The organism is Rhodanobacter sp. FW021-MT20 (assembly GCF_041107475.1).
Classification (GTDB): Bacteria; Pseudomonadota; Gammaproteobacteria; order Xanthomonadales; family Rhodanobacteraceae; genus Rhodanobacter_A; species Rhodanobacter_A glycinis.
Map to the genome: position 1 here is coordinate 133,707 of NZ_JBGBPX010000008.1, position 18,471 is coordinate 152,177.

Genomic DNA, 18,471 nt, shown 5'->3' on the forward strand with positions numbered 1-18,471 from the left:
GACAGCAACAAACAAATATCTGCACCGTGCTGCAGGGTCACGCATGGAATCGACAAAATGAATAGTGTCAAAAGCACATGGTTTCGCACTGTACTCGGTACACGAAAGCTGATGCTGGGCTTGCTGGCCAGCTTCGCCATTGCGACGACAGGAGGATGTATGGCGCACACGTTGACGGTTGATGTCGTGGTCTTCAACTACACACCGAAAGCGCTAGCTGATATCTGGGTTCAAGATCATTACGTGGGCGGCTTCGTCCAGGAGTATGGGCCGGGTGGAACAGGCGGTGGCATTTACTGCTGCATCGAGGTGAAACCAGGGCCGACTCATGTCAGGTGGGAATACGACAGATCGCCATCCGACACGCGGCCCGACGAGCTCTTCAAGCGCGACGTGATAGGCGTCATTCCCAAGCCTCATGGCGCTTACAAATACCTCGGAGTTCATATCTACCCGGACGATCATGTTGAGTTCACGCTGAGTCGCGACATACCTGACGAGAAAAAGGAAGGAGTGCACTGATGGAGAGTGCTCATGACCTGATCGCGGCCCTGACGGCATCCACGCAAGATGTGGACAAGGAAGCACCGGCGGCAAAACAGGATTGCTACGATCGCGTCAAGGTCGCGCTTTTTTTTGACGGCACGGGAAACAATCGAGATGCCGATGCTGCCGCTAAAAAATGGAGCAACGTTGCACGACTTTACGACGCATCTCGTCGCGAACCGGAAAACGGCATTTATGCATACTACATTTCTGGTGTAGGCACCAAGCTCAATCGTAAGGAGCCTTGGTGGGAGTTGGGCAAGTACGTGCGTGATTCGAGTTTTGTCGGAGGGGGCGTCGGCGCCGGCGCGGACTCGCGCTTGGAAAGTGGCGACATGGACATGAACGACATGCTGCGTCGTGCGCTCAAGGTCGCCACCGACAAGGCTGGCAAAGATGTCAAGGCCATCTACGACAAGAACCAGGAAAAAGGGCTTTCCGACCTCAACAAGGCGCTAAGCGGGCATCGGCTTATCAAGTCGATCGAGATATCAGTGCTCGGCTTCTCGCGTGGTGCCGCGTTGGCGCGTGCTTTCGTCAACCGTATGTTGAAGATGTGCAATCGTGAAAGCGGCACGCTGACCTACCAGTCCTATCCGATCACCTTCCGTTTCCTCGGCCTTTTCGACACGGTGGCCTCTTTCGGACTTCCCGCGCACAACGATTTCAAGGATGTCGACCTTTGGTTGCCCAAAGACTTGCAGCGCTGCGTGCACTACGTGGCGGCGCATGAGTTGCGTTACTCCTTTCCGGTGGATCTGATCCGGCAGAACGGTAGCTATCCTGGCAATTGGAAGGAGGAAGTCTTCCCGGGAGTGCACTCGGACGTGGGCGGCGGCTACGCGCCGGACGAGCAAGGGCGTTCCGACACGCTCGCTCGCGTGCCCTTGGTTGAAATGTATCGGGAGGCCACAAGTGGCGGCGTACGATTGAACGATTGGGCATTTGTTTCAAAAAGCCGGACTCTTTCAGAAATGTTGATGATCCCGGAAGCAACCCAGAAAGCGTTCGACACCTACATGACCTTCGTTGGCGAAACCGCTGGCTCCGTGGGGCAGCGCATCAAGGCACACATGAAGGCGTGGTATGCCTACAAGCACACAGTGTCCGGCCATATGTCTCCAGCCGATGCGCACTATCAGCAAGAGGCCAAGGCGTACCAGGGCCAGATCGATGAACTCAACGCTAAAATACGCGCGATCATGACGAAGCGTGGGGCGACGCCAGCCGAGCGCGATCAGGCGGTTGCCTTGGCCACGCAGCGCAATGCGCTACAGGCCAAACAGGATGCGCTGAAGAGTGGTGTGGCGCAGATCAATAGCGGCGAAGTTCAGATTTCCGACGAAGCTGCCGCACTACTCGAAAAGCGCAAGCATGGGGAACCCTTGGTGTCTGGCAAGGTGGGAGCCGGTGGCCATTACATGTTCACGTCCACGGCAGCATCCTGGATGCTGGATGCCTACTACGGGGCGCCGCCCAAGGCCGATGTCGTCAGTTTTTTCGACACTTATGTGCATGATTCCAAGGCAGGGTTTCTGGGTGGAAGCGAACCTTGGTCGTACTTCCGCAATCGCGGAGTCTGGGAGTCGGCGCATGCCGTCGTTGCACAATCGTCGGAATGGGAGCAGCAGCGGCAACACGTGCAACAAGTAGTGAGCAGTCAGGGTATGGCCGGATTTGTTAACGGAGTGCGGTGACTTTTACTTTCGTCAAGAGCCGTGAAGTGCAGCATTCACCCTTCTGACCGAGCTGATGCACGCGCAAGAAGGAAGTGACGGCCCCTGCCCAAGATGCCGATTTGTCAGCTCGGCAGTGTAACCTCGGCTGAAGTCATGCGTTGATGCACAACGCGGCTATCAGCTCACGGTTCGATGCTTGGATCATGCCTGCCGAGCTCCCTTTTGCGCCAGCTTTTCACGCTACCCTAGCCGCCAACTCTCCCGCATGGATCCCGCATGAGCCAGTTCGCCCTGTTCGGCAAGCGTCGGTTTGCGCCGTTTTTCTGTACACAGGCGCTGGCGGCGTTCAATGACAATGCGTTTCGCAATGCGTTGCTGATGCTGGTGGCATTTCAGTTGGGGCTGGATGATCACGCGGCGTCGTTGTACACGAATCTGGCGCCGGCGTTGTTCATCGTGCCGTTTTTCCTGTTCTCGGCCACGGCGGGGCAGTTGGCGGAGAAGTTCGAGAAGACGCGGATCATTCGCTGGGTGAAGCTGTTCGAGATCCTGGCGATGGTGATCGCGGCGGCGGGGTTCATCACGCATCACGTGGCGTTGTTGCTGGTGGTGTTGTTCATGATGGGCGTGCATTCGACGGTGTTCGGGCCGATCAAGTACGCGATCCTGCCGCAGGCGCTGAAGCCGGGCGAGCTGGTGGGCGGCAACGGCCTGGTCGAGATGGGTACGCAATTGGCGATGCTGATCGGCATGATCGCCGGCAACGAGTTGATGCGGGTGGCGGGCGTGGGGCCATGGCTGGCCTCGGGTGCGACGATCGGCGTTGCGGTAGTTGGGTACCTCGCCAGTCGCGCGATTCCGCCAGCACCGGCCACCGCGCCAGACCTCACGCTCAACTGGGACCCGTTCAGCGAGACGGCGCGGGTGATCGGCATCACCCATGCCGATCGCGCGGTGTGGAACGCGGTGCTGGGCATCTCGTGGTTCTGGTTCTTCGGCACGGTGCTGATCGCGCAATTGCCGATCTACACGCGCGAAACGCTGGGTGGCAATGGTTCGGTCTACACGCTGGTGCTCACGCTGTTTTCGGTAGGCAGCGGCGTGGGCGCGTTGTTGTGCGAGAAGTTGTCGAGTCGGCGCGTGGAGATCGGCCTGGTGCCGCTGGGTGCCTTCGGACTGACCGTGTTTGGCGTGGACCTGTATTTCGCACGGCACGGGATTTCGGCGACGCGCGGGTTGGACTGGCTGGCATTCCTGCACGGTGCGGGCAGCTGGCGCATCGTGCTCGACCTCACCCTGATCGGCATGTTCGCCGGCCTCTACGTGGTGCCGCTGTTTGCCTTCGTGCAGGCGCGTGCACCACGCGAAAAGTTGTCGCGCATCATTGCGGGCAACAACATCATGAATGCGATATTTATCGTGGCTGCGGCGGGTTTTGGCCTCGGCCTTTACGCGCTGGGTCTGGATGCCGCGCAGATTTTCCTCGGTGCGGCCTTGCTCAACGTGCTGGTCGCCGCGTACATCTTCACCCTGGTGCCCGAGTTCATCATGCGCTTCATCACCTGGGTGCTGGTGAACACGTTGTATCGCGTGCGTGCGGAGGGTGGGCAAAACATTCCCGAGGAAGGGCCGGCGCTGCTGGTGTGCAACCACGTCAGCTTCATGGACCCGCTGTTGCTGATGGCGAACCTGCGCCGGCCGACGCGCTTCGTGATGTATTACAAGATCTTCAACGCGCCCCTGCTGCAGTTCGTGTTCCGCACCGCGAAGGCGATTCCCATTGCCGGGCAAAAGGAAGACCCGCAGGTGTTGCAGCAGGCTTATGACGCGATCGATGCGGCGCTGGCCGATGGCGAGGTGGTGTGCATCTTCCCCGAAGGCGCGCTGACCCGCGATGGCGACATGGCGCCGTTCCGCCCCGGGGTAGAGAAGATCCTCGCGCGCCGGCCGGTGCCGGTGGTGCCGATGGCATTGCGTGGTTTGTGGGGCAGCATGTGGAGCCGGCGCGATTCGACGTTGCAGCGCTCCCGGCTGCCGCGGCGCTTCCGCGCACGGGTGGAGCTGGTGGTGGATGCGCCGGTGCCGCCGGAGCATGCCAGCGCGGCTTCACTGGAAGCGCGGGTGCGCGAGTTGCGCGGGGACATGGCGTAGGGTCTGCGCTTTGTTTGGCTTCCTCTCCCCACCGGGGAGAGGATTGAGGTGAGGTGCGGGTGCTCGCGGAAGGCTTCCACAATGAAGGTTATCGCAAGCGAGGCCCCTCACCCCAGCCCTCTCCCCGGAGGGGAGAGGGAGTGAGTAGGGGATGTCGAGGATGAGTCGGTACGTGGGCGTTGCGCGCGCAGATGCTGCGCTTTGTTTGGCTTCCTCTCCCCTCCGGGGAGAGGATTGAGGTGAGGGGCGGGTGCTCGCGGAAGGCTTCCACAATGAAGGTTATCGCAAGCGTGGCCCCTCACCCCAGCCCTCTCCCCGGAGGGGAGAGGGAGTGAGTACCGGACGTCGAGGATGAGTCGGTACGTGCGCGTTATGCGTTCAGCGCCACCAGCCGGCGATCACGATCAAGGCCACCACGCTCAGCCACACCAGCAAGGCGCGCAGCAAGGCCGAGCGCAGGCGGCGCAGTTCCAGCAAGGTGTCGATGCGTTCTTCGGTATAGCCGTCGCCGCCTTCGATATCGGTGAGGATGTCGGCACGTGCAGCGGCGGCGAGGAAGCCGGGGCCGTTGCGATACCAGTCGTCGGGACGGGCCAGGTGATGCCAGCGCCGCCATGCGTTGATCACCGCTTCCCAGTGGCCGACCAACGCCAGGGTGAAGACCAGCAATTGCGCGGGCAGCCAGTCCAGGATGTTGGCGAACTGCCGGGCGATGGCGCGTGCGGCCGGGTCCAGGGTAAGCGACTCGTCGCGGCCCAGCGTGCGTGCCAGCCGGTAAAGCAGGGCGCCGACCGGGCCGAGCAGGAAGAACCACAGCACCACGCCGAAGCGTCGGCGCAACGCCGCTAGCGCGATCGCCTCGCCCAGTTCGGGCGCGCGCCAGGTGACGTATTCGCCGTCCTCGCCCAGCGCCTGCGCGGCGGCTTCGCGGCGAACATCGTCGGGGGCATGCAGGACAGCTTCGAGATCGGCTTCATAGGCGTGCGGGCCGAAGCAGAACAGCAGCACCACCAGCGCGAAGATCAATTGCAGCAGCGCCGGCAGCGGCAGCAGGCCGAGCAGCCAGATCACCAGCGCGCACAGCGCCAGCGGCAGCAGCAGCGCAAGCGCCACGCGGCCGGCACCGCTGGTATCGGAAATCTGTGCCACCCAGCGCCGGAAGCCACCATCACCGCGCCAGCAGGCAAGTCGCGGCTGCAGGTGCAGCAGGCCGAGGGCGATCAGGGCGACAAGCAGGCGAATGGCCATGATGACGATGTGCTTCCGAAGATGCTTCGCATTGTATGGCATGCGAAGCACAACGGCGGCGACCATTGGCGTGGTGGCGTCAGCCGCCGCTGGCGAAGCCGTGCGCGATGGCGTTGATGGTTGGGTCGTTGTCTTCCTTGCTGGCCTGCGGGCCGCAGCCTTCGGCCTCCATCTTGTCGGCGATCTGGTCGGGCGTGAGGAAGCGTTCCGGGCCGTGCGTCAGACCGGTGTACATGGCATAGCAGTCCTGGCTCTTGCCGATCATGCGCACGATCTTCTGCAGGCTGAGGGGCGGTGCGCGCAGGTGGATGCCCGGCACGCGGGTGACGGCGAAGCCGGGCATTCGGAAGGCCGGCTTTGGGTGGCGAGCTTCCTGCAGATCGCTGCGAAAACTGCCCGGATGATAGGTGGCAGTGGCGGCATCGGGTGCGGGTGACAAGTCGAGTTGCACGGGGGGATTCGGTGACGCCTGCCTCGGTGGTGTCGCAGCTGGTGGCGGCCGGATTCGTCGAGGTGCCGGGACCATGCGTGATCGCGGCAACGCGCGGTGCGAGGTGATGGCGTGTGCCGCAAGCGTCGCGGTCGGCTGGCGCAGGAACGCGAGGTGCAAGGCATCGTCGCGGACGGGCTCGGCTTCGTTGTCGGCAGGCTTGGCATCCGGTGCGGGTGCCAGCGTCAGTATCCACGCCAGCAGCGACAGATGCAGCGCCAACGCCACGCCAAGCGCGCTGCCGCGGCGGGCGATGTCGCGCCAGGGCAGGCGATTTTTTCCAGAGGGTGGCTGATCCGGCGGCGGGCGTGCCTCCGGCCGGGCGGCGTGTTCCTGCACCATCGTCGATCCATGCGTGGCGGGCGTGGAGTTGGGACCGATGATGGGCGGTGAAGTTCATGGCATGGCGTTGACGGCTCGAATCCGTCGCGTGGAAAGGCCGGCCGCGTCGGGCTTATGCGCTGACCGGCGCGGCTTTCACCAGTTCGTCGAGATCGAGTCCGGCGCGTTCGCTCAGCCAGTCGGCCAGCAGGCGGTACGACACCGACAGCCGCGTCGGCGTCAGCAGGCTGCCGTCGGCGAGGCCGTCGACGATCTGCCGTGGGGTGAACCAGCGCGCATCCTGCAGTTCGTGGTCGCGCAGGCGGATATCGGGAATGCGTGCGGTGGCGGTGAAGGCGGCCATCAGCGAGGCCGGCATCGGCCAGGGTTGCGAGGAGTGGTAACGCACCGCGCCCACGATCACCCCGGATTCCTCGGCCACTTCGCGGCGCACGGCATCTTCCAGCGCTTCGCCCGGTTCGACGAAGCCGGCCAGGGTGGAATAGCGGCCCGCCGGCCAGCCAGCCTGGCGACCGAGCAGGCAGGCGCCGTCGTGTTCCACCAGCACGATCATTGCCGTGTCGGTACGCGGGAAATGCAGCCGACCGCAGGCGGCACTCGTGCATTGCAGGCGATGGCCGGCGGAAACCACACGCACCAGCGCGCCGCAACGGGCGCAGTGGCGCGTTTCGCGATGCCAGTGCAACAGACCCTTGGCGTAGGCGAACAAGCCGGCCTCGACGGCGCCCAGCAACACGCCGGCCTCGCGCAAACCCATGCGGCGTGCATCGAGTGCGGTTTCCAGTTCGTCGATGCGTGCGTCATCGTCCAGCGCCAGCAGAAAATGCGGGCGTTCGCGAGCCACGCCGAGCAAGGTGGCCGGCAAATGGCCGAACAGGCGCGCGCGCTCGTCGGCATTCAGCCAGCGCAGCGCTTCGTGTTCGCGTTCGAGGAAGGCGCTGCCACTGTCATCCAGCAGCAGGTAACGCACATCGGGCGCAGCGGCTTGGGCGGCCAGCCAGTCGGCGTCGTCGCGGCGCTCGGCCATGCGGTCGAGGGTCAGGCTGAGTCCGGCAAAGGTGTTGAGCGGTGTCGACGCGGCCATGCGTGGATCAGAGCCTGTGGCTATCTCAGGTGGAGAACGAGGAACCGCAGCCGCAGGTGGTCTTCGCGTTCGGGTTGCGGATCACGAACTGCGCGCCGCTGAGGCTCTCGCTGTAGTCGATCTCGGCGCCGAGCAGGTATTGCAGCGACAGCGGATCGACCAGCAGGGTGACGCCTTCGCGTTGCAGTGCGAAGTCATCCTCGGCCTGGGCCTCGTCGAAGGTGAAGCCGTACTGGAAGCCGGAGCAGCCGCCGCCGCTGATATACACGCGCAGCTTCAGCTCCGGATTGCCTTCTTCGACAATCAGCTCGTTCACCTTGTGCGCGGCGGCAGCGGTGAAAGCCAGCGGGGCGCCGGCCTGGCGGTAGTCGGGAATCGAGACGATGGTTTCCATCGGACTGATATGCGGTTGTGGCGGGGCGAACGCAAGGATAGCGCGATCAGGCCCGCTTCACGATCTCGGGCCTGATGTCGCGGGTTTGCGGCCGGGCCCTGCTTCAGGCCGCCTCGGCCTCGGCGTCGTCCTTCTCGACCACCGGGGCGGGCAGTTCGCGCGTGACTTCGGCGTCGCCGGCATGCGTCATGCGGCCGTTGACCTGGGCGCCGGCGGCCATTTCCAGGCTGCGGTAGCGCACGTCGCCGGTGATGCGCGCCTGCGGCGCCAGTTCCAGCCGCGCGCTGGCGTAGACATCGCCATGCACCTGGCCGTTGATGACCGCGTGCGGCACGCGGATCTCGCCCTGCACCTGGCCCTGCTCGCTGAGCGTGAACACGGCGTCCTCGCCCTCGGCATGCACCGCGCCTTCGATGCGGCCATCCAGGTGCAGTGCGCCGCTGAAGCGCAGGTCGCCGCAGATCACCGTGCCGTGGGCGATCAGGCTGGTTTCGTGGGAATGGCCGTTGCGGGCCGGTTCGTGGCGTTTGTTACGGTTGAGCATCTTGATCCCCCTGGGCGACGGTGACATGGCCGGTCAATGCGTCACTCCATGTGACGGCGCGGGCGACAGCATCGCCGCCGGCCGGTTTGGCCTCGACCCGCAGCCGGGTCGGACGGAAGTCCGCCGGCAACATGATCGTGGCGTGCAATTGCTGGAAATACTTGAAGCTGAAGGGCAGGCCGTCCTTCTGGGCCTCGTCGCCCAATGCCGACCACGCCAGCTGCACCACCTTGTTGCCGCGCACGCCGTCCACGCTTACCAGGGCGGTGCCGCTGGTGTCGTCGCTGTGCTTGACGCTCTGGGTCAGGCTGATGGTGAGGTTCCAGGCGTGCGAGCCGGACACCGGCTGCAACTGCACCTCCTGCACCTTCAAGCCGTCGTGGGTGGCGTTGTTGCCGAGCAGGCGCGAGTAGAAGCCTAGGTCGGCGCGCAGGCCGCTGATCTCTTCGTCGCGGTCGGCCAGGGTCTTGCGCAGCGAGACCGTGGCAATCTGGGTGACCTGCTGCGAGCGCTGCAGGTTCGCCACCTGCTGCTTGAGGTCGTCGTTCTGCGAGGCCAGGTCGCGCAGCTGGCTCTTGTGGTTGATGATGCGCGGCGCCGCATGGCCGGTCAGCAGCGTGGCCGCCCCGCCCACCAGAATCAGGCTGGCCAGCCACGCCGCGCCCAGCCATAGCCGGCGGCGGCGTTGCTCGTGGGCGTCGTTCGGGCGCACCACGTAGCGCGGCGGCGGTCGTGAAGGCATGCGCGGCCATCCGGTGGAAAAACGAAGGTATAGCCGCGCGGGGTCAACAGCGTCAAGGAACCGCCGCACGCATTCGCGTTGTGGCGGCGCCAAGAGCGGGTCAGTCGCCCATCTTGCTCTGCAGGTAGCGCTCGACGCCGATGTCCTTGATCAGGTTCTGCTGGGTTTCCAGCCAGTCGATGTGCTCTTCCTCGTCGTGCAGGATGTTCTTGAACAGGTCGCGGCTGACGAAGTCGGCAATGCCTTCGCTGTGCGCAATGGCGGCGCGCAGGTCCTTGGCGGCGACCAGTTCCAGGTCGAGGTCGCCCTGGATGCACTCGGGCACGTTCTCGCCGATATGCAACTTGCCCAGGTGCTGCAGGTTCGGCAGGCCGTCGAGGAACAGGATGCGCTCGATCAAGGTATCGGCGTGCTTCATCTCCTCGATCGATTCCTTGTACTCGTGCTCGGCCAGCTCGCGGTAGCCCCAGTCCTTGAACATGCGCGAATGCAGGAAATACTGGTTGATCGCGGTCAGCTCGTTGTAGAGCACCTTGTTGAGAAATTCGATGACCTTGGCGTCGCCCTTCATGACCTTCGCTCCGTGTTGGCTGATGCGTCGACTATACGGATTCGGCTTGCACCATGACGAAACGCAAATGCCAATGGTTCGCGCATGCGAAAGACGTGGCATGGACACGGGTCGTGGAGGCATGAATGCGGGGCGGCGTTTGTACGAAGCGCGGCCCAGGCTCCTGACGTGGACTCGAAATCGTTCAACGACGACTTGTCGAAGCCGTCACCCCGGCGAAGGCCGGGGTCCAGTAGCGATCACGCCGGAGCAAGCCATCCAGCGGCCTTTGCTTTTCCATGCCGTGAAGACGCAGGATCCCGACTTGACCAGCTTCCGGCCGCGGCAAAGCGTCTCGCCGGGACAACCGGCAAAACCAGGCTTCTCTTGACGGAAGAGGATCAGGCGACGGCGACGAAGCCCGGCAGGGCGGTGCTTTCGACATGCTCCAGCGCCTGCTGCAGGCAGGCGCGCGCCTCGGGCTCGCAGCAGCCGCAGCAATCCGAGCAGCCCGTGCGCGCCTGCAATTCGGCGAACGAACGGACGCCGTCGGCGACTTCGCGACGGATATCGTGATCAGTGACGGCGTTGCACAGACAAATGTACATGCCGCGTATTGGAATACGAATGCGAATGATTGTCAACAAGCGCAGCCGCAGCGATGCCGGCGGTTCAGGCGGCAGCCCATCCGTTGCCCGGATCAGGCGCGCGCCGGGGCTGGTGGCCCACCTGCACGCTCAGCAGGTCTTCCACCACCGGCGCAAAATGGCGCAGGGCGCGCTCGTAAACCTCGCGCTTGAAATTCACCACGTTCGCCGCGGGATACCAGAAATCGACCCAGCGCCAGATGTCGAACTCCGGCTTCTCGTTCGCATCCAGGCGCAGCGCGTCCTCTTCGCCCACCAGCCGCAGCAGGAACCACACCTGCTTCTGGCCGATGCAGATCGGCCGCTGGTGATGGCGCACGTAACGGTTGGGCAGGCGATAGCGCAGCCAGCCACGGGTGACCGCCACCACTTCGACATGTTGCGGTTCGAGGCCGGTTTCCTCTTCCAGCTCGCGGTACATCGCTTCCAGCGGCGTCTCGTCACTGCGCATGCCACCTTGCGGAAACTGCCAGCCGTCACGGCGCACGCGGCGCGCCCAGAACAGCTGCCCGGCGCCGTTCAACAGCACGATCCCCACGTTTGGACGGTAGCCATCAGCGTCGATGATGTCGGCCATCTTGCCTCCTCGCAGCGCGCCAGCCTGTGGGTCGGATCAGTGACCGGTGCGTGACATTCAACCCGATTCAAGCACAGTGCGCGAAGCATCGGCAAGCCACAAAGGCTAATGTACGCTTGAATGCCGGCGCCGAGACGATTAAACTGCCGCGCCCCGCCCTCCGGTTCGCAAGCACCGAACCCACCCGCGGCGGGCACCCCATGGCTATGTAGCTCAGCCGGTTAGAGCACAGCACTCATAATGCTGGGGTCGGTGGTTCGAGTCCACCCATAGCCACCATGTCCTTTTGCGAGTCAGGCAATTGGATGATGGACGACAAGCCCGCGTATCTGCGGGTTTTTTTGTGCCTCGAGCGTCGATTCTGCTCTTGCGGCACCCTCGCAACGCCATCCCGCGCGCCTCTGTTTTTGGTTCCCGAATGGGCTGTGTGACACTTTCTGTGACACTTTTTACTGTCACAGAGCAGGCGATGGGGCCGATATGACCCAAGCACTGTGTGACACATGAAGTATGAAAGTGAGCTGCCTCCGAGATCGTAAGCACTTCCTGCCTATGATCGCCCGCAACCCAAAATATTGATTGCGACAGTTCGATAGCAGAGACTCTGGCTCACGAAATGGGATCAGCGAATTTCGGGTACCCCTTCGGCTGGATCAAGTTCGACTTGGCGTACCTGAAGCCAGCAACCCTCCTTCTTTGCCCATTCGGAGACCTGTCGCCCTGCGGCGGTATGCCTAAGTGCCTCGTCAATTTTCGGAGCCCATTGGAGCATGAGGTCACTCAACTGAGGAGATGTGAATTGGGTTCGCCATATGCGTTCCAGATCAAACTTCTCGCCATAGCGATCCGCAAGCAGGGAAACCAGATAGGCAGTGATATTTGATTGGCTGGCCTTGAACTTCAGGCTCCGCACGATGCGTTGTGCCTCCCTGAATAGAATGGCTTTGGCCACAAGTTCACGGAACCACTTCTCATCAGGGATCCACTCTGTGTCGCTGTTCTTCCGCAGCTGCTGCATGAAGTGGTCGAAGTTCTTCTGGGTGCCAAGGCTGACCAAGTGGGGCTTGGAACCCCAGGCGTTGATGTATCTCGCAACTTCCGGCTTCGAGATTCTTCGGTTGGGTGGAATGGTCTCTTTGAGCTTCCGCAGCTTTGCCGGGGTGTCGCCTCCGCGGAACAGCGCAACTTGATAGCTGCCCCGTGCGCGCTCATAGAACCAGCGCCCTCGCTGATCCGGGCACCACGTACGCTCTGCAAGCCGCTCGATCTCGATGTGGAATGGATCATTGGCCGAAAAGTCGGCTGGCTGCACCGAATTCTGACTGTTCGCGTACTTGGAGATCAGCGAGACCATCTCCTCGAGCCGATCCTCCCTGATCTTCGATATCTTCGCGGGAACGAAGACCTTGGAGAGCTCTGCCTCCTTGAGTTTCCAGGATCTGTGGATCGAGGCGGTCGTCTGACCGCCGTTCACAATCTGCACGCCCTTCAGGTACCGCAGGCCGATCTGGCCATCCTCGCCGCGCTCCGCGACCAGTTCGTCGGCGGTCATGACGATGCCGTTGTTGAAGGCCAGAAACCTGTCGGGCCTCGTTTTGAGGGTTTCCCTGATGCCCTTGTTGATCTTGCCTGTCGCGGACAGGAATGAGCGCACGTTCAGTTCAAGCAGGCGCGCACCGTACAGGTCGTAGAGTTTTGCCAGTGCCACTCCCGGGATGACAGCCAGGCTGTCTTGAGGCCCATGCCAAAGCGCCCCAAGTCGCTCGTCGATCGGGACTCGAGTGGGCTGGTCGACCCGAGAACCATCGCCTCATCCAGCTTGTCTGCAGTCAATCCGTGCCCGTTGTCGGATATGCGGACGAACGAGTCCTTTCCATTCCAGCCGAAGTCGATCCGGATATTGGAAGCCTCTGCAGAAATACTGTTGTCGATGACGTCCGCGATGGACGCTCCAATCGTATACCCCATACCACGCAGCGACTGGGTCATCGCACTGGCGCGCGGTGGGCAGCTCCTTGTCTTCATTGTTGCGAATCCATGAGGTCGGTCAGTCTGGTGGCGCGGGAAGGGTGCCGCAGCTTCATGAGTGCCTTCTTCTCGATCTGGCGTATCCGTTCCCGCGTGACACCAAATCGCTTGCCCACTTCCTCCAGGGTGAGCTCTTCATCCACCGCGATACCGAAGCGCAGTCTCACGACCTCAGCCTCACGTTTGTCCAGTGAGGACAGGTAGTGCCTGGCGTCCCCTTTGCTGTGGAAGGAGCTGTTCCTCGCGTTCCGTGCCCGGCCCACCAGTGAATAGGCTTGGCAGGGAGGTCCACCGATCAGTACCAAGGCGTCACCTGAGTTGTGGATCCGCGAGACCATCTGGGCAAGTTCGCTGTCACCGTCAGCTGTGCCTAAGACCAATTGGCGGGCCTCGAGGGTGGCTTCGTGCCAGAGCGATGCGTAGGCGGTCCTCGAGAAGAAGTCGCCGGCGGACTGGATATCGCCACGTGATGTCTTTTCAAGGAACTGGTAGTACTCCTTGGGAGCACGGCCATCAAGCGCGATGGCCTTTCGATAAAAGGAGCGCAAGGTCAAAGTGCGGTGGGCCGAGGATTCCATCTCAGCCGATACGCGGATGCGAAACGGGTGATGTTGGGCGTCCGGCGAGAAGTTGGTGAATCCCTCTCCGAGTCCGCCGGGGCCGGCAAAGATGTCTATTACATTTACTTGCAAAGGCATGACAGATGAACTTCCCGGACTGTTTCGAGTTGCCTTGGCGCTGGGCGCTCTGCTGACCCGTTTACGTGGCTGGTTATCAGTGAATGGGTATTGAGTGGGTCGGATTGGTCATCCGGAGCTGGATGGATTCCCTCGCCGTGCTCGCCCCGGGTTGTCTTACGGTCTGGACTTTCCCCATGACGGACACTCTTAGTAGAGAGCAGCGTTCTGCAGCGATGTCGAAGATTCGAAGCAGGGACACCGCGCCTGAGTTGTTGGTCCGGCGTGCTCTCTGGTCGGCGGGGCTTCGCTTTCGTTTGCAGGCAAGGGCTTTGCCTGGGCGACCGGATATCGTATTGCGACGTTGGAACGCTGTTGTTTTCGTGCATGGGTGCTTCTGGCACCGTCATGAGGGCTGTCCGTTGTTCCGATTGCCGGCGACGCGGCCCGAATTTTGGGAGCCAAAACTGCTCGCCAACCAACGCAGGGATACAAGGGCAATACGCGAGCTGTCGGAAGCTGGATGGCGTGTTCTTGTTGTATGGGAGTGCGCGCTGAAGTGGGATGCGGAAATTTCCGGGGTGCAAGCCGTCTCATGGGTGCGGCGGCAGAACGACAGCGCAGAGCTGCTCCGGAGCGGGAGTTCGATCATGATGAGGTCACTTCCCTCTGAGTCTTGATGGCAGCGCCTGTCTTCCATGCCCCTGTCGTTTTGAATAGAGACCTTCCGTGGTCACGCTGTTGACTCTCGCTGATTGCTGTCTTGGAAGTTGAGACGCAGGGCTTTGGCTGCTGCTTCATGGTGCAGGGCGGGGCTTGCTTGCTGGAACCTCGTCGAGGTACTCCACCAGTTCCTCGATACGGCAGTTGAAGTAACCGCAGAGCCGATCGAGGTTCTCTGAGCGCACGCTCGCCCCATACTGATTGAGCATCTTCGAGAGCGTGTTCCTCGTGATGCCGGTGGCCTGTGCGATCTCTTGGATCGTCACGCGGCGACGTTCCGCAAACTCCTTGTCGGCGATCCGTTCCTTGAGCTTGTAGCGAAGCATGGCCGACCTTGTTGGCATCGTTTCATGCATTTCGCCCAAAAAAATTGACAAACGCAAGTCTTGTGTTACAAATGCACTCGAATGCACATATTTATGTGCATTCGCCCTGAAACTGGTGCATGGAGCATTGACATGAGCGAAACATATCTCACCACCGACCAGCTGGCCGATCGCATTCACTACGACGCCCGAACCATTCGCACGCGCCTCAAGGATGCGGTGCTGCTGGAGGGTATCCACTACATCAGGCCGTTCGGAGGGCGGAAGCTTTTGTTCATCTGGGAAGCGATCCAACGCGATATCGGCACTCCTTCAGCATCTCGCGCGCCACTCATTCCGATGGCCAACGGTGGTGTCGCCCATGGCTAAGGTTCGGGTGCGACCGGAGACCGGCACGCTTTATCTGGATTTCTTCTATAGGGGCGTGCGTTGTCGCGAGCAGACGGCACTTGCCGATACCACGGAAAATCGAAAAAAGGTCCAGTCGCTGCTCAATCGAGTGCAGAAGGACATAGCGCAAGGAGCGTTCGACTACACAGCGATATTTCCAGGCAGTCCACGTGCGTCGCAATTTGCGACTGCGGTTGAGGGAGCCATCCCAGCTCCGGGCAGAAGAGCATCGGCACCAGTTGCTGCTGCACCACGACCTTCCACGCCGCTGTTCGCCGACTTCGCCGAGCAGTGGTTCCTCGAGATGTCACCGCAGTGGCGCCGACTCCATCGGTCATGCGTGCGGGAGGTATTGAACAAGAATTTGTTGCCAACCTTTGGCAAATCTCTCGTAGGTGATGTCACCAAGGCGGACGTACTCGCCTTCCGTGCTGAAGTGGCCAAGTGTCCAGGCCGCAAAGGTACCTTGGGCAACGCACGCATCAACAAAATCATGTGCTTCCTGCGGCAGATCCTGAATGAGGCGGCGGATCGGTTCGAGGTGACACCGGCATTCCGGGGCGTGAAACCACTCAAGCAGAAGAAGACGGACGTGCAGCCGTTCTCGCTGGACGAGGTCAATCGGATTCTCGGAGCGGTTCGTGTCGACTATCGCAACTACCTCGCTGTGCGTTTCTTCACTGGCATGCGCACGGGCGAGATCAACGGTCTGCAATGGAAGTACGTGGATTTGGAACGCAGTCTGATCCTCGTCCGCGAAAGCGTGGTTGCCGGTGAAGTGCAGGACGACACGAAGAACCAGTCGTCCGTACGTGACATCCCGATGCAGCCGATGGTGCGCGAGGCAATTCTCGCCCAGCAACGAGTCCGCGATCCGGCCGTGCCGTGGGTATTCCCCTCGCGCGAGGGCGGCCCGATCGATGCGCACAACTTCACCAACCGCGTCTGGTACCCGTTGCTGCGCTACCTGGAACTCGAGAAGCGGCGCCCATACCAGACACGTCATACCGCCGCGACGTTGATGTTGGCCTCGGGTGAAAACCCCGAGTGGATCGCCCGGACCTTGGGGCACTCCAACACGGACATGTTGTTCCGCGTGTATTCGCGCTACGTGCCGAACCTGACTCGGCTGGACGGGCACGCGTTCGCCGGACTCATCAACAGCCGCCTCGCCGGTCAGGAAGCGACGGCCGAGCCGGTAACGTCCGTCGATCTGGACGCTATGAGCCCAGAACAGCTGCGGAACGCCTTGGCGCGTCTTCTCAAAGCCAAGCCTGAATCCTGCAAGGAGGTGCGTGGCAAAGACCACTGATTCGTAGAGCACTCCCCCGATCACCACCTCTCATTACGAACACGCTGAAGGTAATCACCATGAATGACCTGTATACCGCCGAGATCGCCGCCCACCAAGATGCCTATCGCTATCGTCGGGAGGGCGTGCTGATCTGGGATATCCCGCCGAACAAGGAACGCCCGCCCTACCACGCAAGCTTCGTCACACAGGACGGGGTATATCCGCTGGTCAGCTGGGTCGATCCACCGTTGTTCAGCGATCCGGACGTCGTGGACAAGGTCAGTGCCGTGATCCTGAGTCTGCCCAATCACCAGATGTATCTGGTGCATGCGGAGCGCGATGTCACCCTTGACCCCATCGAAGTGATGGATACCCACCAGTGTCCCATCCCGTCGGTGGTGGTGGATACCTATGATCTGCTCCAGTCCATCACGACGCCGGCGCTGCGACGGTTCGTCAGCGACGTGTTCTCATTGGTACCGGTATTCCACGGATTCTGGACATCGACGGCCGGTACCAAACATCACACGTGGCCCGGTGGTCTTGCCTGGCACAGCCTTGCGGTGGCCAACAAGGTGGCGGGCGTGATGACGTCGCCGGCACAGAAGCAGGTGAATTTCCGCGGAGTCGAATACGAGCTCGGCGTCATTGCGGCGTTGTTGCATGACGTCGGCAAGACGGTCAGCTATACCCAGAGCGGCTACTGCAACGAAAGGGCGCTCATGATCGGTCACGAGCTGCTCGGGGTGGAATTGATCCGCAAGCCGCTGGAAACGCTGCGCACGAGCCGATCCGATCTGGCCGATGCGATGACCGTGTTGCTGCTGAGTCGCACCCGCTTTGCGTGCGGTCCCCATCGTCTGGAGGCGATCAGGGAAGTGATCAGCAAGGCTGATCGCGAGAGCGCCAAGCGGAACACGAAGCCGCGCTAGAGCCGCGCTCGGGGATCCGGCTGGGAACGGCTTTCACAGATGGACGGGGTCTCCGCGAACCACCACTGCAATCCCCGGCGAAGCGTCCGCCAAAGAATCACGGAGAGTGAGGCCCCACATGTTGAGTCACCTCTGTCGCAAATCGTGCGCCTCATGGCGTGTTCAATACCTCAGCACTCCTTACCCAACGAGGCACCCATGCCAAACTCGAAGAATGTAGACCTATCGCTTCTGTGGATACAGATGAGCGAGATGGAACAGGTGGTCTGGGCTACTGCTTTTTCGCTTCACATGTCATCAGCAGAGGCGGCGGCAAAGCTGGCCGATGAAGCGGTTGAGCGCTTGCGTACCTTGGATGACTCCAGGTCGGAGTTCCCGGAGCCTGAATATGTGGTGGCACGCGCAGGCCTCTATATCGAGCTGCAGGACTTTGAGACGTGGTACTGCGTTGAAATGCAGATTCGCTATGGGAAAAAGGCATCGTATCGGCCACCGAGCAAGGAAGACTGCGCCAAGGCGTATGAGCGCTATCGAATGTCGCGCAGTGATTTCTACTGAGGATATCGACGCGCAACCATGTTGACGAAGGAGATCGAGCGGGTGCTGTGGCCTCAGTTGTGCAGGTGAGTATTACAGCGACCCCGTGACTGAGAGAGGCGCCTCCGGAATGGAAACTCACGATCACCTATGTCAGGCATGCAGGAGCGTATCGAGCTGATAGAGGGCTGATGTGATGGGCACGCTTTCTGCGGAACACGCTGTTGACATGGCTAGGGTACGGATCAAGACCTACTCCGAACGACTGGCCGAGAACACTACCGTGATTCAGACCCACGGCAAGCTCATTGAGACGGTGGTGGAGATAGCGTGGAACAAGGCACTCGCTGGTTTCCGGCTCAACGAGAGCTACGAATTCCATAACCTAGCGAAGGACTGGGCGGCGGAGTTCGAGGCGCTATATGACGACCGCGTTGCTTCGTACGAGTGGCACGAAGACGACTGGCTCGAACGGTGTGAGCACTTCACCCAGGAGAAGGTGGAGGAAGTGGTATTGGCTGGGCTCGGCCGCATCCTAGCGCGGGATGAGCGGTGATTGGCGTCGGCCAT

At 61.6% G+C, this 18,471-nt stretch carries 21 protein-coding genes, 1 tRNA gene and 1 pseudogene; 10 read left to right on the forward strand and 13 right to left on the reverse strand.

The window, feature by feature from the left end; all coding sequences use genetic code 11:
• The first annotated feature begins 57 nt into the window (after positions 1–57).
• The 3 genes from AB7849_RS10650 to AB7849_RS10660 all read left to right on the forward strand — a co-directional run bounded on the left by AB7849_RS10650 (position 58) and on the right by AB7849_RS10660 (position 4,376).
• Positions 58–522, forward strand: a complete 465-nt coding sequence (locus AB7849_RS10650; protein WP_175481607.1) for a DUF3304 domain-containing protein — start codon at positions 58–60, stop codon at positions 520–522.
• Positions 522–2,243 carry a T6SS phospholipase effector Tle1-like catalytic domain-containing protein gene (locus AB7849_RS10655; RefSeq protein ID WP_008216993.1) on the forward strand — a complete coding sequence of 574 codons (1,722 nt, stop codon included), beginning with the start codon at positions 522–524 and terminating at the stop codon, positions 2,241–2,243. The genes AB7849_RS10650 and AB7849_RS10655 overlap by 1 nt, the downstream gene beginning before the upstream one ends.
• A gap of 258 nt (positions 2,244–2,501) precedes the next feature.
• The gene (locus tag AB7849_RS10660; protein WP_369501056.1) at positions 2,502–4,376 is read left to right on the forward strand and encodes an MFS transporter; all 1,875 of its coding nucleotides are present in this window, start codon (positions 2,502–2,504) and stop codon (positions 4,374–4,376) included.
• A gap of 378 nt (positions 4,377–4,754) precedes the next feature.
• Here the strand turns inward: AB7849_RS10660 and AB7849_RS10665 are convergent, their stop codons facing one another.
• From AB7849_RS10665 to AB7849_RS10705, 9 genes are all read right to left on the reverse strand, one after another.
• Positions 4,755–5,624: a hypothetical protein gene (locus tag AB7849_RS10665; protein ID WP_037099493.1), complete on the reverse strand. Its 870-nt coding sequence runs from the start codon at positions 5,622–5,624 to the stop codon at positions 4,755–4,757.
• Between the two features lie 79 nt (positions 5,625–5,703).
• Positions 5,704–6,456 (reverse strand): hypothetical protein, encoded by a 753-nt coding sequence (locus AB7849_RS10670; RefSeq protein WP_008210659.1) that lies wholly within the window; start codon positions 6,454–6,456, stop codon positions 5,704–5,706.
• Positions 6,457–6,568: 112 nt separating this feature from the next.
• The gene (gene nudC, locus AB7849_RS10675) at positions 6,569–7,540 is read right to left on the reverse strand and encodes an NAD(+) diphosphatase (protein ID WP_008210660.1); all 972 of its coding nucleotides are present in this window, start codon (positions 7,538–7,540) and stop codon (positions 6,569–6,571) included.
• Between the two features lie 25 nt (positions 7,541–7,565).
• The gene (gene erpA, locus AB7849_RS10680; protein ID WP_092705259.1) at positions 7,566–7,934 is read right to left on the reverse strand and encodes an iron-sulfur cluster insertion protein ErpA; all 369 of its coding nucleotides are present in this window, start codon (positions 7,932–7,934) and stop codon (positions 7,566–7,568) included.
• Between the two features lie 103 nt (positions 7,935–8,037).
• Positions 8,038–8,478: a bactofilin family protein gene (locus tag AB7849_RS10685; RefSeq protein WP_008210663.1), complete on the reverse strand. Its 441-nt coding sequence runs from the start codon at positions 8,476–8,478 to the stop codon at positions 8,038–8,040.
• A complete protein-coding gene (locus tag AB7849_RS10690; RefSeq protein ID WP_369501057.1) occupies positions 8,465–9,220 on the reverse strand; it encodes a DUF6776 family protein in 756 nt (251 codons plus the stop codon). The genes AB7849_RS10685 and AB7849_RS10690 overlap by 14 nt, the downstream gene beginning before the upstream one ends.
• Before the next feature lie 100 nt (positions 9,221–9,320).
• Positions 9,321–9,791, reverse strand: coding sequence for a bacterioferritin (bfr, locus tag AB7849_RS10695; protein WP_008210665.1), 471 nt, complete (start codon positions 9,789–9,791; stop codon positions 9,321–9,323).
• Between the two features lie 380 nt (positions 9,792–10,171).
• Positions 10,172–10,378 carry a (2Fe-2S)-binding protein gene (locus tag AB7849_RS10700; protein WP_008210666.1) on the reverse strand — a complete coding sequence of 69 codons (207 nt, stop codon included), beginning with the start codon at positions 10,376–10,378 and terminating at the stop codon, positions 10,172–10,174.
• 64 nt (positions 10,379–10,442) lie between these two features.
• Positions 10,443–10,985: an RNA pyrophosphohydrolase gene (locus tag AB7849_RS10705; RefSeq protein ID WP_037099495.1), complete on the reverse strand. Its 543-nt coding sequence runs from the start codon at positions 10,983–10,985 to the stop codon at positions 10,443–10,445.
• 211 nt (positions 10,986–11,196) lie between these two features.
• Between AB7849_RS10705 and AB7849_RS10710 the strand changes: the two genes are divergently transcribed.
• Positions 11,197–11,273 (forward strand) — tRNA-Met (locus AB7849_RS10710).
• Between the two features lie 343 nt (positions 11,274–11,616).
• Here the strand turns inward: AB7849_RS10710 and AB7849_RS10715 are convergent.
• The 3 genes and pseudogenes from AB7849_RS10715 to AB7849_RS10725 all read right to left on the reverse strand — a co-directional run.
• Complete coding sequence (locus AB7849_RS10715) at positions 11,617–12,702, reverse strand: AIPR family protein (protein ID WP_369501058.1); 1,086 nt, start codon at positions 12,700–12,702, stop codon at positions 11,617–11,619.
• Positions 12,651–12,983 (reverse strand): ATP-binding protein, encoded by a 333-nt coding sequence (locus AB7849_RS10720; RefSeq protein ID WP_369501059.1) that lies wholly within the window; start codon positions 12,981–12,983, stop codon positions 12,651–12,653. Before AB7849_RS10720 ends, AB7849_RS10715 begins: the two co-directional genes overlap by 52 nt.
• A gap of 32 nt (positions 12,984–13,015) precedes the next feature.
• Positions 13,016–13,231 (reverse strand): annotated as a pseudogene (locus AB7849_RS10725) (sigma-70 family RNA polymerase sigma factor); the annotation flags it as partial.
• 665 nt (positions 13,232–13,896) lie between these two features.
• Between AB7849_RS10725 and AB7849_RS10730 the strand changes: the two are divergent.
• Positions 13,897–14,379: a very short patch repair endonuclease gene (locus tag AB7849_RS10730; protein ID WP_008210672.1), complete on the forward strand. Its 483-nt coding sequence runs from the start codon at positions 13,897–13,899 to the stop codon at positions 14,377–14,379.
• A gap of 117 nt (positions 14,380–14,496) precedes the next feature.
• On the opposite strand, the gene AB7849_RS10735 is transcribed toward AB7849_RS10730, so the two are convergent.
• Positions 14,497–14,748: a helix-turn-helix domain-containing protein gene (locus AB7849_RS10735; protein WP_008210674.1), complete on the reverse strand. Its 252-nt coding sequence runs from the start codon at positions 14,746–14,748 to the stop codon at positions 14,497–14,499.
• Between the two features lie 132 nt (positions 14,749–14,880).
• On the opposite strand from AB7849_RS10735, the gene AB7849_RS10740 reads away from it, so the two are divergent.
• The 5 genes from AB7849_RS10740 (at position 14,881) to AB7849_RS10760 (ending at position 18,457) form a co-directional block, all read left to right on the forward strand.
• Entirely contained in the window at positions 14,881–15,117 is a 237-nt protein-coding gene (locus AB7849_RS10740; RefSeq protein WP_008210676.1) for a hypothetical protein, read from the forward strand.
• A complete protein-coding gene (locus tag AB7849_RS10745; protein WP_369501060.1) occupies positions 15,110–16,450 on the forward strand; it encodes an Arm DNA-binding domain-containing protein in 1,341 nt (446 codons plus the stop codon). Before AB7849_RS10740 ends, AB7849_RS10745 begins: the two co-directional genes overlap by 8 nt.
• Before the next feature lie 59 nt (positions 16,451–16,509).
• A complete protein-coding gene (locus AB7849_RS10750) occupies positions 16,510–17,364 on the forward strand; it encodes an HD domain-containing protein (protein WP_008210679.1) in 855 nt (284 codons plus the stop codon).
• A 243-nt stretch (positions 17,365–17,607) separates the two neighbouring features.
• Positions 17,608–17,922, forward strand: coding sequence for a hypothetical protein (locus AB7849_RS10755; protein WP_237711801.1), 315 nt, complete (start codon positions 17,608–17,610; stop codon positions 17,920–17,922).
• A 175-nt stretch (positions 17,923–18,097) separates the two neighbouring features.
• Positions 18,098–18,457 (forward strand): hypothetical protein, encoded by a 360-nt coding sequence (locus AB7849_RS10760; RefSeq protein ID WP_369501061.1) that lies wholly within the window; start codon positions 18,098–18,100, stop codon positions 18,455–18,457.
• Positions 18,458–18,471: the final 14 nt, after the last annotated feature.

Excerpts from the sequence above, each read along its gene's own strand:
- AB7849_RS10730 (WP_008210672.1), top strand. The coding sequence starts at position 13,897 with ATGACGGACACTCTTAGTAGAGAGCAGCGTTCTGCAGCGATGTCGAAG.
- AB7849_RS10660 (WP_369501056.1), top strand. The coding sequence starts at position 2,502 with ATGAGCCAGTTCGCCCTGTTCGGCAAGCGTCGGTTTGCGCCGTTTTTC.
- AB7849_RS10685 (WP_008210663.1), bottom strand. The coding sequence starts at position 8,478 with ATGCTCAACCGTAACAAACGCCACGAACCGGCCCGCAACGGCCATTCC.
- AB7849_RS10735 (WP_008210674.1), bottom strand. The coding sequence starts at position 14,748 with ATGCTTCGCTACAAGCTCAAGGAACGGATCGCCGACAAGGAGTTTGCG.
- AB7849_RS10690 (WP_369501057.1), bottom strand. The coding sequence starts at position 9,220 with ATGCCTTCACGACCGCCGCCGCGCTACGTGGTGCGCCCGAACGACGCC.
- AB7849_RS10760 (WP_369501061.1), top strand. The coding sequence starts at position 18,098 with ATGGGCACGCTTTCTGCGGAACACGCTGTTGACATGGCTAGGGTACGG.
- AB7849_RS10755 (WP_237711801.1), top strand. The coding sequence starts at position 17,608 with ATGAGCGAGATGGAACAGGTGGTCTGGGCTACTGCTTTTTCGCTTCAC.
- AB7849_RS10670 (WP_008210659.1), bottom strand. The coding sequence starts at position 6,456 with ATGGTGCAGGAACACGCCGCCCGGCCGGAGGCACGCCCGCCGCCGGAT.
- AB7849_RS10745 (WP_369501060.1), top strand. The coding sequence starts at position 15,110 with ATGGCTAAGGTTCGGGTGCGACCGGAGACCGGCACGCTTTATCTGGAT.
- erpA (WP_092705259.1), bottom strand. The coding sequence starts at position 7,934 with ATGGAAACCATCGTCTCGATTCCCGACTACCGCCAGGCCGGCGCCCCG.
- AB7849_RS10655 (WP_008216993.1), top strand. The coding sequence starts at position 522 with ATGGAGAGTGCTCATGACCTGATCGCGGCCCTGACGGCATCCACGCAA.
- nudC (WP_008210660.1), bottom strand. The coding sequence starts at position 7,540 with ATGGCCGCGTCGACACCGCTCAACACCTTTGCCGGACTCAGCCTGACC.
- bfr (WP_008210665.1), bottom strand. The coding sequence starts at position 9,791 with ATGAAGGGCGACGCCAAGGTCATCGAATTTCTCAACAAGGTGCTCTAC.
- AB7849_RS10700 (WP_008210666.1), bottom strand. The coding sequence starts at position 10,378 with ATGTACATTTGTCTGTGCAACGCCGTCACTGATCACGATATCCGTCGC.
- AB7849_RS10720 (WP_369501059.1), bottom strand. The coding sequence starts at position 12,983 with ATGACCCAGTCGCTGCGTGGTATGGGGTATACGATTGGAGCGTCCATC.
- AB7849_RS10740 (WP_008210676.1), top strand. The coding sequence starts at position 14,881 with ATGAGCGAAACATATCTCACCACCGACCAGCTGGCCGATCGCATTCAC.
- AB7849_RS10750 (WP_008210679.1), top strand. The coding sequence starts at position 16,510 with ATGAATGACCTGTATACCGCCGAGATCGCCGCCCACCAAGATGCCTAT.
- AB7849_RS10665 (WP_037099493.1), bottom strand. The coding sequence starts at position 5,624 with ATGGCCATTCGCCTGCTTGTCGCCCTGATCGCCCTCGGCCTGCTGCAC.
- AB7849_RS10650 (WP_175481607.1), top strand. The coding sequence starts at position 58 with ATGAATAGTGTCAAAAGCACATGGTTTCGCACTGTACTCGGTACACGA.